The organism is Helicobacter muridarum (assembly GCF_000765805.2).
GTDB classification, from domain to species: Bacteria; Campylobacterota; Campylobacteria; order Campylobacterales; family Helicobacteraceae; genus Helicobacter_A; species Helicobacter_A muridarum.
Window position 1 is genome coordinate 1 of record NZ_JRPD02000032.1, and the last position, 13,390, is coordinate 13,390.

The 13,390-nt window shown below is 32.1% G+C and carries 8 protein-coding genes; 4 read left to right on the forward strand and 4 right to left on the reverse strand.

What is annotated here, in order from left to right; all coding sequences use genetic code 11:
- Positions 1–220: 220 nt before the first annotated feature.
- Entirely contained in the window at positions 221–2,134 is a 1,914-nt protein-coding gene (locus LS73_RS08970; protein WP_034557888.1) for an NAD(P)/FAD-dependent oxidoreductase, read from the reverse strand.
- Positions 2,135–2,613: 479 nt separating this feature from the next.
- On the opposite strand from LS73_RS08970, the gene LS73_RS08975 reads away from it, so the two are divergent.
- Together LS73_RS08975 and LS73_RS08980 are read left to right on the forward strand one after the other, a co-directional pair.
- Positions 2,614–4,167, forward strand: coding sequence for an AAA family ATPase (locus tag LS73_RS08975; protein ID WP_052089591.1), 1,554 nt, complete (start codon positions 2,614–2,616; stop codon positions 4,165–4,167).
- The gene (locus LS73_RS08980; RefSeq protein WP_052089592.1) at positions 4,167–5,765 is read left to right on the forward strand and encodes a VWA domain-containing protein; all 1,599 of its coding nucleotides are present in this window, start codon (positions 4,167–4,169) and stop codon (positions 5,763–5,765) included. Before LS73_RS08975 ends, LS73_RS08980 begins: the two co-directional genes overlap by 1 nt.
- A gap of 563 nt (positions 5,766–6,328) precedes the next feature.
- On the opposite strand, the gene rsmH is transcribed toward LS73_RS08980, so the two are convergent.
- The 3 genes from rsmH to lptB all read right to left on the reverse strand — a co-directional run bounded on the left by rsmH (position 6,329) and on the right by lptB (position 10,327).
- Entirely contained in the window at positions 6,329–7,954 is a 1,626-nt protein-coding gene (gene rsmH, locus LS73_RS08985) for a 16S rRNA (cytosine(1402)-N(4))-methyltransferase RsmH (protein ID WP_104731165.1), read from the reverse strand.
- Positions 7,951–9,417, reverse strand: a complete 1,467-nt coding sequence (locus tag LS73_RS08990) for a MiaB/RimO family radical SAM methylthiotransferase (RefSeq protein WP_081955553.1) — start codon at positions 9,415–9,417, stop codon at positions 7,951–7,953. Before LS73_RS08990 ends, rsmH begins: the two co-directional genes overlap by 4 nt.
- Positions 9,418–9,604: 187 nt before the next feature.
- On the reverse strand, positions 9,605–10,327 hold the full coding sequence (gene lptB / locus LS73_RS08995; protein ID WP_034557890.1) for an LPS export ABC transporter ATP-binding protein: 723 nt from the start codon (positions 10,325–10,327) through the stop codon (positions 9,605–9,607).
- 92 nt (positions 10,328–10,419) lie between these two features.
- On the opposite strand from lptB, the gene LS73_RS09000 reads away from it, so the two are divergent.
- Together LS73_RS09000 and LS73_RS09005 are read left to right on the forward strand one after the other, a co-directional pair.
- Positions 10,420–11,112 carry a triose-phosphate isomerase gene (locus LS73_RS09000; protein ID WP_034557891.1) on the forward strand — a complete coding sequence of 231 codons (693 nt, stop codon included), beginning with the start codon at positions 10,420–10,422 and terminating at the stop codon, positions 11,110–11,112.
- A 407-nt stretch (positions 11,113–11,519) separates the two neighbouring features.
- Positions 11,520–13,025, forward strand: coding sequence for an aldehyde dehydrogenase family protein (locus LS73_RS09005; RefSeq protein WP_034557893.1), 1,506 nt, complete (start codon positions 11,520–11,522; stop codon positions 13,023–13,025).
- The last annotated feature ends 365 nt before the right edge of the window (positions 13,026–13,390 follow it).

Here is a 13,390-nt window from a genome sequence, read left to right on the forward strand (position 1 = left end):
ATCTTAGTTGTATTACTCATTTTATCATTATGAAGTATCTACTCCTATTATCACTCTAAACCTAGCCTAAAGCTAGATGAAGAATCTCTATTAATGAGATGCTTCATCTAAAGACAAAGCAATCAGTAAATAAGACTAGTTTCTTTGCTCTTTAAGACATGACAAAGGTAGTTGGACTTAAACGCAGTGAAGATTATAGGAGTGGTAAGGGAGATTCTTATCATAGCTCTTTAACTGCTCTCATAGCTTCTTCTATAGCTGTGTGCGCGTAAGCGTCCCAATTTGAATCGGAATTAGCAATGGTGATGTTTCCAAATGGCTTTTTTGCTTGTGCAATAATTTTTTCACTCTCTTTTTCATCATCATAGAGGCTATTAAAGGTATAGGCATAGCAGTGCCCCCAACGATTAAGGGTAATAGCTAAAATATCTTTTTGATGATTGAATCCAGCTTTTCCTAACATACCTTGTAATTGCTCCCTAATCATTGTTTCTAGATCAGAAAAAGATAAAGCAAAAAGAGAATGGCGCGCTAGTCTTGAAATTTCTCTTGCATCAAACTCATCGCCATCTGCAAAATCTCTATTTAGCATCATAGGAGAGCCTACCATGTGCACACAAATTGGCTCTTTTGGATTCCTTGGGTGTTTGTAGCTTCCTATATCTACAGGATAGTCTAGTTTAGTTCTAGCATAAAACATTCTTGGAGAATAGATTTCGTGTACTCCTAGTTTTATGAATGGTTGCCAATTTCTAATAATTACTTTAGTGTGGATTAACGGAGTTTTGACACATTTTGCAAGTGATTCTTTTTGAATCTTTTGCATTGTTGGGATTATATAAGGAATTGAGCTATTGTAATTTGCCATAATTACTTTTTTTGCAAATATTTTATGTAACTTTTTATCAATCATGCTTATATAGGTTACAAGCGCGCCATTTTTTGTATTTTCTACATTAATTACAGTGCTATTTAGGCGAATTTTGGTTGTGGAATTAGACATATCAAGCTTAGAATAATCAAACTTTGCCAAAACAAGCTCTTCTATATTTTTTGCATTTGCAACTTGAGGAATTAGCCTTTTTACCATTGCCCTTGCAATAGTTGCGTTACCATCAGGAAAATGATAAATGTAGGGCTCATTAACCTCTGCTTGTGCTTCCTCATCTAATGGTGGTAGTTTTAGATTATCAAAGCCGGGTAAAAATGAGATTCTAGCATCTTCACAAGAAATTGAACTAATACCAAGTGCTAAGAAGTCATCAGTCATTCCCTCAAAGAAATAAATGGCTTTAGATGATAGCTTTACCTTATCTCGTAAAAAATTTCTGTAACTTGTTTTATTTACATACTCTATTCTTTGCTGCTCATTCATCCCATCTAAATAATCTTTGGGATTTTCAAATAGATTGATTAAATCTTTTTTATCATTAATACTCATGGGAAAATCAGCTATAAAATCTTTATATGTTCTCCCATTTATTCTATCTTCTGGAATGTCATCGCAAATGACTTTTCTAGGATTACCGCTTACTACTTTGTCTTCCCCGAAGTCGTTTTTGTTAAAATAAACTCCGCGACTTAAATTTAAATCAGGGTAAAAATTTACATCAAACTTTTTTGCTAATTCGTCAATATTGATTCCCAATTTACCTAAAAATTCAACAACCTCTTTTGAATAAAGTGCTTTTGGAGATTGTAAAGATTCGCTACCACCATAACTTAGAATCATCTTGTCATTGATATAGAATTCATTTCTCCTTGCATGTCCACCAAAATCATCGTGATTATCAAGGATTAAAACTTTCTTTTTATTTCCCATTTTATCTTGATATACACAAGCAGCAGCTAATCCGCTAATACCAGCTCCAACGACAACTAAATCATATTTTTCTTCTATATTAAGATTCTTAAAGTCAAATTCATCTCCATCGCGTAGAGCATGTGCGAACTCATAGCTTTCATTCGTGCTTCCTCTAAGCCCTATGAGCTTTGGAGGATAGTAATCGTCCTTGGTTAAAAGTTTATGAGAGATATTTTTTGCGTCTTTGCCATAAAGTAATTGCAGAGGCGACATACCAGCAACTACCGCAACAGCCATACCATTTAGGAAGTCTCTTCTTGTAATATTCATAGTTTTCCTTAACAATTTATTTAACGAAACTTTAGCAATATTAGCTTAATAATTAGGTTTTTGTTGATAAGTATTATAAAATTTCGTATAAATATTTTGAATTTATTGGAATAATATCCTAAATATTCATATTTAATAGTAAAAAGTTAATATACATTTAGATTTATAATTGATGGCTTTTAATCTAATAATATGGTAGTTTTACAGTTTATAAACATAGTTGTTTGCGATGGAAAATGATAATTATGTTTTGTCTTAACATGGATTAACTTTAATATACAAAAACTAAATACCTATATGCGTTTAAGTCATATTTTTGTATTGTATAATTCATATATACATTAGAATACATTAAAATTGTGTCTTATTTCATTGCGTATCATATCTATCTATACTGTTTTTTAAGTGGCAAAAAAATTTATTGAATTGTTACATTTATTGCCTTAAGAATTAAATTAAATAAAATGCAAAGGACGTCTATGCTATACAAGGAAAGAATACAAACTCTTGTGGCGAAGCTAAGTTGTGGACTGCTAGAAAAGGAGGAGGCAATATCTCTATCTCTTTTGTGTATGATAGCAGGCAAATCCATATTTTTTTATGGACCCCCTGGGACTGCAAAAAGCATTGTTGCAAGACGTATTTTTTGCGCATTCAAGAGCAATAAGTTCTTTGATTATTTGATGAATCGGTTTAGCACACCAGAGGAGATTTTTGGTCCACTAAGCTTAAGTGAGTTACGCCGAGATAAGCTTATAAGGAAAACTGATGGTTTTTTGCCTATGGCTGATTTTGCCTTTTTAGATGAAATTTGGAAGAGTAGTCCAGCCATCTTAAATGCTTTATTGACTATCATTAATGAAAAGAAATTTAGAAATGGCGATAGCATGGAAAATGTCCCACTAAAAGGATTAATTGCTGCTAGCAATGAATTGCCAGAAAAAGGACAAAGCCTAGAAGCGTTATATGATAGGTTTATTATGCGTTTAATCGTCCCAAGACTTAAAGAAAAAGAAAGTTTTAGGACTCTTTTGCAAAGTCAAAGTGCGCAAGATGAAATACAAATAGATGAGGACTTAAAATTTAGCAATGAAGAATTAGATTCTATCAAGCAAAGGGCTAAAGAGGTGCAAATTGACAAAAACGTAATTGATGTATTAGAGAATCTAAAAAATCTAATAGAAGCCCATAATGATAAAATCCTAAAACAGCAAAATGTAGAAGATGAAATTATTGATGTAAGCGAGAGGCGATATGTAAACATTATGGAAATGCTTAGGGTTTGTGCTTTACTTAGCGACAGAAAGAGTGTTGTGCTAGGAGATTTAATATTGCTTAAGCATTGCCTTTGGAGTGTGGAATCTCAAAGGCAAATTATAGATGATATGCTAAGACAAGCAATAGAATCTAATAGTGCAAAATTTATCTGCGATAGAAAGGAATATGAAGAATTTATCAATGAAATGCATATCTTAAGCCAAAAGGAAGAAAGGGATAATATTGTTGAAATCAATGGGCAAAAATATGCAGAATATGAGCTTGAAGTTTTGGTTAATGAAAATAAGCAAAAAGTAAAACTATTGTGTGATTTGCGTGCTGGAGAAAATGAGAGGCGACCATGCGCTATTTGCAACAATGAAAAACTTTCCTTATTAGATAACATATATTTTGAGTTTGGTTCTAATGATTGTAAAATTTACTCATATTCACATGGTTATGTTCATGGCTATCAACACAAACTTCTTGCTATAGAAAAGTATCCATTAATTATTAAAAAAGACAAACCAAAATTAACATATATGCAAAAAAATCTTTATGAAAAAACGCGTCAAGAACTGTTAAAGATCGTTAAAAATGAGCTTCAAAATTGCCAAAAAGAACAAGAAAATTTTATAGAAAATAATTACAATAGTTTTATTACCAATATAAGCGAATATAGTATCCTTATGGATTCTCTTAAAGAAACAGAGCAAGAAATACAGCAAAACATACTTGAGCTAGAAAAGCTTGAAAACAAGATCAAAGGCTTATAATGGATTTGCAAAGCCTTGATAAGAGCTTTACAAAAGATGATTTGGCAATGGTTTTTAATTATGATTTGCAAGAAGATACTCTAAATTTAAAATCAAGCTTAGAGGCCAATATAATACAATATAACAAAGAGCTAGAATCTAGCCTCAAGCAAGAACCAAAGAATCTTAAAGCAGAAAAATCTGATTATTACAGAAATAAGCTCTATCTTAATGCAGAGATTAAAGAGGATTATTTGCATAATCTCACAAAAAGCGCGAAACGATACAATGATGACTTTGATGAGGATTTCTATGCCCAAAAAATAAAAGAACTAGATTCTAAAACATATAATGAAACAGTTGAGGTAAAAGATAAAGCGTTAGAATCTAAAATACAAAAAACATTAGATGCCCTATATCTTAACGCTTTAAATACATGGAAGAAAAAAATTACTCAAAAGGAAATGGATTTTCGCAATAAAACTATTTCTAATGCGAAAAACAAGCTTATAAATAGGGTAAAAGAGTGGGTTGAACTTATCAAAAAGATGAATGAGCGATTAAAAAATATGGGTGAATATGGTAATATGTTTAAAGATTCTATTATGGAGTGTTTGCGAAGTGGCTTAGAATCTGGTAAAAGTCTCAAAAAATACGTAGATGAAAATGAATTACTAAGAATTAATCATGATGGCGGGGTTAGTATAGAAGAAAGATTGGATAATCTTGCAAACTGGACTGAAATCTTAAAGAGCGATTCTATAAAAAAGCTTTGCGACATGCTAGGCAGGCTCTCAAAAGATGAGAAGAAAATGGAGCTAGAAAATTTTACTATTAATCATACATATAACGCGATAATTCCAACTCCTTATACAAAATATGAGATTAGCGAGGTTATCCTTGGCAAAGATTTGGAAAATATTCTGCCTCAAGAATTAGCTTTATTAGATGACGAGGATTTTAGTATTTTATTTGATATGAAATTTAGTGAAAATCGCTTATTTTGCTTTGAAAAACAAGGGCATAATACCGCATTACAGATAGAAAAAACTACAAAAGAGATTATACAAAAAAAGGAAAAAGAGGAAGAGACGGAAAAGGGCCCTATTATTTTATGCGTGGATACAAGTGGTAGTATGCATGGTTTGCCTGAGCAAATAGCAAAATCCATAACTATCTTTATGGCTAAGAGGGCAGAAGAACAGAAAAGAAAATGTTTTTTAATACATTTTAGCGACAAGGTTGAAATGCTTGATTTAACTTCACCAAATGGGATATTTGAGCTAATGAACTTTTTATCTATGAGTTTTAGCGGTGGGACAGATTCTTTTAATGCCCTTAAGGCTGGCATAGCAAAGATGAAAGATGAAGATTACAAAAAGGCAGATTTGCTTTTAATAAGTGATTTTATTTTTGGCTTTGGTGATGAGGTAATAATAAAGAATTTATTGGATTCCAAGGATAAGGAGAATAAATATTATGCTCTATATGCTACATCTAATATTCAAAGAACAAGCCATATTTTTGATGGAGAATTTTTATATGATACAAGTACTCATAATGTAAGGGCATTGAATCTTAAAGCAAAAGAAATCTTTGATAAGATTTGCCAAAATTAACAAAACTAGTGCAATTTTGCATAAATGCAATATGACGAGCTACGCACCTACTCAAAGCAAGCCTCTTGGATAGTATCAAGTATGTTTTAGTATTGCAATGCAGACAAATAAATAAAAATATAAATGTAGCAATAATAAATTCTAAAAAGCATGAGGCTTATAATAGAGAATCAAGAATAATTTAGAATCATAAACTTGCTCAATATTTGTTTATCAAACTTTCTATGTTTATTAGACGTTCATTCCAACTATTAAAGATAGTTAGGATTCCTGTCTAATGGACTTAAATTGTGTAGCGATTCTGTGAATTGCCGCCACTTAAAAATTGTGAGAGTTTCCCGACAAACTAAAGCTAAGTATTCTATATGTATTATTAGCTAATTAACAAAGCTTTTTGTTTAGAATCCAAAGTAAGCTAATACTACCCAAACTAGAGAAAGGAAGTTTCTATACTACTAAATGAAAGCTAAAAACTACATATTAGAATTTTAGTATTCTTAACAAAAAGCAATTCCATCTCATGCCTCGATAGGTTAGAGTTTTTGCTTGTGGTTTGATAAAAATTATAAAAAGTGAAATGCCCTTAGTTTAGCACTTCTTGCTCTAGGATTATGCCTTAGTTCTTCATTGGTTGCTGTAATTGGCTTTTTGTATATAATTTTTCCTTTTGAGTTATTATTTCCGCATTCGCACTTCATTTTGTTATCCTCACAGATACAACTTTTAGCCCATTTTCTCATACTCTCTTTTATCATTTTATCTTCTAGTGAATGAAAAGATATAAAGCACACTATCGCATTGTGAATCTTGCTACAAGATTCTAATAATCTTGCTAATTGCCCTAATTCATCATTTACTTCAATACGTAAAGCCTGATATATCAATGTTGCAGGGTGTATCTTTTTTTTGTTAGAAATTTTTAAAGCGATATTTTGTAATATTTCCCCTGTGATGGCTCCTTTTTGACGCTCTTCTATAATTAATCTAGCAAGTTTTTTATAATATGGAATCTCTCCATAGTCGCGAAAGATTCTTTGTAACTCATAGTTGTTATATGAATGAAGTATTTGTGTTGCATGAAGTTTTTGTGTGGAATCCATTCGCATGTCAAGATTTTGTGCTTTGAAATTAAATCCTCTGCTTGTGCAATCAAGTTGATAAGAGCTAACGCCCATATCTACTAAAACCCCCTTAAGCTTGCATGGATAGCATTCGCAAATTTGTAAGATTTGGGGTAATGCACTAGCAAAGTCGCCCCAATGTATATGCAGTCTATTGGGAAAATTTTTATTTAGTGTTTTGTTAGCCTTGATTGCTTCTGTGTCTCTGTCTATCCCTATAATACTAAGATTATCATAATTTTCAAGCAGAGTTTTACTCATTCCTCCAAAGCCCAATGTGCAATCTATTATGCATTGCTTGCATTCTCTTATGAAGTTATGTATCTGTATATCTTGATTGTTGTGTTTTATATTTAAGTTGTCGATTTTTTCTTTAGATTCTGTAGTTGATAGAATCTTATCGAATGTGCTTACTACTTCTTGTAGCAACACAGGGATATGAATTTTGAAGTCTCTATTTAAATCTTTTGAAGAATTGATGTTTGTTTGTGAGCTTTTTGATTTTATTAAATTTAGCTTATTTTTATTTGGCAAATGTGAAGATTCTATAAGATTTTTGGAATCTTTGCCATTAATTGTTTCATCAGATTTAAGGATATTTGCTGTTTTACTTATATTTGCTATGTTAGATAAACGCTCCATGTATCGCTCAAGGATAATGCACGCGCTAATGCTATCAATTTCTCCATTTTTTCGCGCCATTTGTCTTGATTTATAGCTTTTATGCTTTAGTCTCTCTAGGGCTTCTTGACTACTATTTGATTCATCAATAAATTCAACTTTACCATTAAAATCTATTAATCCTAAGAAATGCAATATTTGTTCTTTTGTTATATGTGGGTTATTGCTACTTTTTGTCTCGTAATCTAAACTAGCTTTAGGTAGCCCAATTACTAACAATATATCTTGTTTATTTTTGTTCTCTAGGCATTTGTTTAGAATCTTATCTAACTCTTTACTTGCTTGATGTCTATTTTTCCTAATAATTGGCGATATGGGTATGACTATTCCATTAACAAGACGCGCGACTCCTATTCGTTTTAAGCCAAAATCTAATCCAAATATCATGAATCCCAGCCATTAATTGCTATATTGGCGTTTGCATATTCTTTGCAAAGCGCATAGTTTTTTATATCTAGCCAGCTCCCTTTTTGTATGTCATTTTGCAATAAATCATTGGGGATAAAGATTCTGTTGAAATACTGGTCTAGCCCAGTGTAGCATTGTTGCAGCGTAGTAACATCTGTTATACTAGAATTGCTAAATGCGAAATTATCATTATTTTTATTGTGCCTATCTTGGCTTATTTGAGGTAGATTTGTCTGTTTTATATCCAATACCTTTATATCTGTCCAAATATATTTTTGGATATTTTGTTTACTTGGTAGTGATATTTGCTTTTGCCCATCAATTAGAATTTTTAATGGAATTTGTTTATTTAATATATTAACTCGAAATTTTTCATTTTTCTTTTTGACAATATCTTGAATAATTTTTAATCTCTTCTTTGCAACAGCTCCATTTATGCTTTGTAATTTATCTTTATTTATAGCTGATTTTGTGCCAGTCCTTGGGCTATAAATAAATAAATGAATGTGTGTTAGTGGTAGTTTTTCTAGATTCAATACTGCTTCTTGAAATATCTCTTCACTCTCTCCATAATGCCCTACAATATAGTCTGTGCCTAGACTAAAGCCCATAGATGATATGTATTCAAATAGCTCCAAATCTTTTTGAAATGTATTTTTGCGATTCATAATTTTTAGCATAGTGGGACTTGTGTGTTGTAGTGCTATATGCAAATGTCTCTCTAGCTTAGGAAGTTGCAAAATTTCTAAGAATTTGGAATCTATTTGACTAGGCTCTAATGATCCTAACCTAATTCTTTTAATTCCATTAATATTATGTATCATAGTAATCAAGTCTGCGATATGAGTATTGGTATCAAATCCATAGCTGCCTATATTTGTGCCTGTTAATATAACTTCACTTACATGATTACTAGCTAGTAGTTTTATTTGCTCTAGTATATGTTCTTGTGGAAAACTGCGAGCCATACCTCGAACGCTAGGTATAATGCAATAACTACATGAAAAATTACAACCCTCTTGAATCTTAATGAATGCTCTAACCTTGCCTATGATATTTGGTATAAGCGTGGAATCTATATGCTTGCTTGTCTTGTCTTTTGCTATGAGGACTCTCTTGTTGCTAGAAATAATATCTGTGATATTTTCTTTGTAGCTATGTGCAAAAACAGTAAATGCAAGATTCTTTTGAAATAGGCTTTCTCCTAAATGTTTGACTCCGCAACCAGTAAAGATAACCTTTTTACCTAATTGGCTATATTTCTTAGCATAGCTACGCACTTCTCTATCTGCTTTGTTAGTAACTGTGCAAGAATTAATCACGACAATATCAGCTTGCATGGCATCTTCTATTAGTGAGTAACCTTTGAGGCTATTTATCATAACTTGCGTGTCATATAGATTACTACGACAGCCAAAAGTCTTAAAATATACCTTTAGCAAAATTCTCTCCCCTCTAGTTTAATATATAGAAATTGTAGCAAAAATCCAAATACTAATTTAGTCCACAATATACAAGGAATTTTCCACTAAGTTAAAATGACAAAACGGAATAAAAGCTAAAATAGGGCAGAAAGTAGGATTATTTAGATGACAAGTGCTGGACCAATGATATTAAAGCTTGATAGACTTAAGGCTTAAAATTATCACCTAAGTAATATTTCTTAACTAATGGATTTTGATAAATTTCATCTGATGGTCCGCTAGCAAATAATGTCCCGCTTTTAATGACATATGCACGATGACAAACTCCTAGCGTCTCGCGCACATTGTGATCAGTGATTAACACGCCAATATTCATATCAACAAGGGTTTGTATAATGTTTTGAATATCTATAACAGCAATAGGATCAACTCCAGCAAAAGGTTCATCAAGTAGAATAAACTTAGGTGATTTAATAAGAGCCCTAGCAATTTCTACGCGCCTCCTTTCCCCGCCGCTAAGGCTAACGCCTCGTCTATAGCGGATAGTTTCGATATTAAAGGCTTCTAACATTTCTTCTATACGAGAGCGAATTTCCTTTTTATTCTTAAATGAACTTTGTGCTGCTAATAATAAATTATCCTCTACGCTTAGATCTTTAAAGACGCTTGATTCTTGTGGCAAGTATCCTATTCCCATGCTACTTCTTTTGTGTAATGGTGTGTTTGAAATATCATTATTATCCAAAAAAACCTTACCTTCACTAGGTTTAAGCAATCCGCAAATCATGTAAAATGTCGTAGTTTTGCCAGCTCCATTTGGACCAAGTAGCCCTACTACTTCGTTGTTGTTCACCTCTAGGGATATGCCATTTACAATCTTTGTTTTTTTGATTTGCTTGCTTAGATTCTCTGCCCTTAGAGTATTCATTGCAATTTGTCCTTAAGCTTTGATACTTACGAAAATATGCTAATATTATATCTCAAACTTTGCATTATTATTTATCCCAACAAAGGCAGTATATGAAGATTATCGCAGCAAATCTTAAGTCTTATCATACTCCAAGTAGCACACAAAAATATTTTCATACATTGGAATCAAAGCTTGCTAGCACTAAAGCCATACAACATGAAATTATTGTTTTTCCAAATATGGCGTGTTTAAGTAGTAACAGCTTTTGCTACTTCCAAATTGGAGCGCAAAATATTTATCCTGCTATAAATGGAGCTTTCACAGGTGAGGTTGGGCTTGAAGTGATTGATTCCTTGGGTATTAATTATATATTATTAGGACATAGCGAGAGGCGCAAAATATTAGGAGAGAGTCTGTCTAATATAAAAGATAAATTTCGATTTTGTGTTAAAAATAATAAAAAAATTCTTCTTTGCATAGGAGAAGATAGTATATGTATGTCAGATTCTGAACTTTACTTTTGTTTTGAGAATCAGCTACAAGGCATCGATCTTAATTATTCTATGCTATATATAGCCTATGAGCCTGTATGGGCTATTGGTAGTAAGCAGACAGCCACATTAGAATACATAAATAAAGTCAAGCATATGTTGCGTAATATGGGAGTTAAGATTTGTATATATGGCGGAAGCGTAGCCTTAACTAATGCTAAGGAGATTTGCGAAATTATGGACGGAGTTCTAATAGGTAGTGCTAGCTTAGAGGCAAATAATTTTGCTAGCATTATCGAAGAAATAATCTAACCATTGAGAGATGATTTTAATTTTAATAGTCTATCTTTAATCTAAATTTTATTATTTTATTTTCATAGTCCTTTTTTATCTATTCTTAATCAATTATTAAATGTCAATTACATAAATATCCTAAAACTATAAAAAAGCAATCGCAATATAAATTCTATCTATTAACTATAAAATAAATATTTCGAAAAGTTTATAGTCTTATAATATTAAAAAATAGTTATTTAAAGTATAAATAATGCTAAATGAGATTAATTATTGATCATTTATGTATTAAAAAGTAACACAATATTAAATATTTTTATACAATGCCATAATTATTGATACTTTATTTTAAAAGTATTATACGCTAGTTAAAGAAGACTTACAAATGTGTTTGTCTTTAATATTTAAATTTATAAAGGATTTTTATGAGCAAGTATAGAGATAGCAAAAATGTATTTAAGTCTCGTTATGGTAATTATATTGGTGGGGAGTGGGTAGCACCAGTAGATGGGAAATATGTTGAAAACAAAAGCCCAATTAATGGTCAAGTGCTATGTGAAGTGCCTCAATCAACAGAAAAAGATATTGATAAAGCTTTAGATGCTGCACATAAAGCACAAACTGGCTGGGAGAGAACAAGTGTAATGCAAAGGGCAAATATTCTTTTGAAAATTGCTGATAGGCTTGAAGAAAATTTTGAATTATTATCACATGCAGAAACATGGGATAAAGGTAAACCAATTAGAGAAAGTCGTGCAATTGATCTTGACTTAAGTATTGATCATTTCCGCTATTTTGCTAGTGCTATCCGCGCTCAAGAAGGAGGGGCTTCAGAGATTACTTATGATGCTGTCGCTTATCACTATCATGAACCAATAGGCGTTGTAGGGATTATTGTTCCTTGGAACTTTTCTATACTTATGACTGTATGGAAAATCGCTCCCGCTCTAGCTGCTGGGAACTCTATAGTAGTAAAGCTTGCATCAGCTACTCCTGCTAGCGTGCTTGTGATGCTTGATGTTATTGGAGATTTATTACCAGCTGGCGTTTTAAATGTGGTTAATGGAGATGGTGAAAAGGTGGGCACATATCTTGCTACTAATCCGCGTATAGCAAAAGTTGCTTTCACCGGTTCAACAGCTGTGGGGCGGCAAATTATGCAATCTGCAACAAAAAACATTATTCCATGCACTTTAGAGCTTGGTGGAAAATCTCCTAATATATTCTTCTCTGATGTGTTTGAGCATGGGGAAGCTTTTGTTGATAAAATCATTGAAGGGTTGTTATTTTTCTCATTCAATCAAGGAGAAAATTGCACATGTCCATCTCGTGCCATTATCCACGAAAGTGTTTATGATAGGCTTATGGAAAAAGCTTTGGTAAGAGCAAAAGCTATCAAACAAGGAAATCCACTTGATGATGATACGATGATAGGCTCTCAAGTTGATGAAAAGCAAGTGCAAAGAATACTTGAATATATTGAAATCGGCAAAAAAGAGGGTGCACAGCTGCTTATTGGTGGTGAGCGAAATACAGAAGGCGAGCTAGCAAAAGGTTGCTTTGTAAAGCCAACGATGCTTAAGGGACATAATAAGATGAGAATCTTCCAAGAAGAAATTTTTGGACCTGTTAGCTCTGTAACTACTTTTAAAACTGATGCAGAAGCACTAGAAATAGCTAATGACACAGTGTATGGTTTGGCAAGCTACATTTGGACAAAAGACATTGATAGGGCATATCGCTTTAGCCGTGGCATCAAGGCTGGGCGCGTATGGGTAAATTCGCTTGATGATGCCCCAGCTCATATTGCTTTTGGTGGATATAAGCAAAGCGGTATCGGCAGAGAAACGCACAAAAGAACGCTTGAGAACTATCAACAGATAAAAAGTGTAATGGTAAGTCATACTAATGACAGATTTAAGTTTTTCTAAATATTTGTTGTTTATTTTTTGATATATGACAATCATACATCAAGCTTTTTGCTTGATGTTATTTATTCAAAAAGCTATTATATAGGCTATAGTAACCCCAATGATTTGGAGTTAATCTACTAAAAAACAAAGCTATATACTTATATTATGTTTGACAAATCTAATTTGAATACAATTAAAACACAAGTCTTTAGAAGCGAAACATTTCAAAAAACTTTATGATTCCTAATCCCATTTGTTATTCTTATTTTACTTGCCATTATGAGCCTTTAGCCAAAGAATCTCATAAAGAATCTAAAAATAAATATTCTTAAGAATCTAAATAGATTATAAATAATAAAGAGATATTTCATCTTTTACTATGT

Bases quoted from the DNA above. Each gene is read 5' to 3' on its own strand.
- LS73_RS08970 (WP_034557888.1), bottom strand. From the start codon at position 2,134: ATGAATATTACAAGAAGAGACTTCCTAAATGGTATGGCTGTTGCGGTA.
- LS73_RS08980 (WP_052089592.1), top strand. From the start codon at position 4,167: ATGGATTTGCAAAGCCTTGATAAGAGCTTTACAAAAGATGATTTGGCA.
- rsmH (WP_104731165.1), bottom strand. From the start codon at position 7,954: ATGATATTTGGATTAGATTTTGGCTTAAAACGAATAGGAGTCGCGCGT.
- LS73_RS09000 (WP_034557891.1), top strand. From the start codon at position 10,420: ATGAAGATTATCGCAGCAAATCTTAAGTCTTATCATACTCCAAGTAGC.
- LS73_RS08975 (WP_052089591.1), top strand. From the start codon at position 2,614: ATGCTATACAAGGAAAGAATACAAACTCTTGTGGCGAAGCTAAGTTGT.
- lptB (WP_034557890.1), bottom strand. From the start codon at position 10,327: ATGAATACTCTAAGGGCAGAGAATCTAAGCAAGCAAATCAAAAAAACA.
- LS73_RS09005 (WP_034557893.1), top strand. From the start codon at position 11,520: ATGAGCAAGTATAGAGATAGCAAAAATGTATTTAAGTCTCGTTATGGT.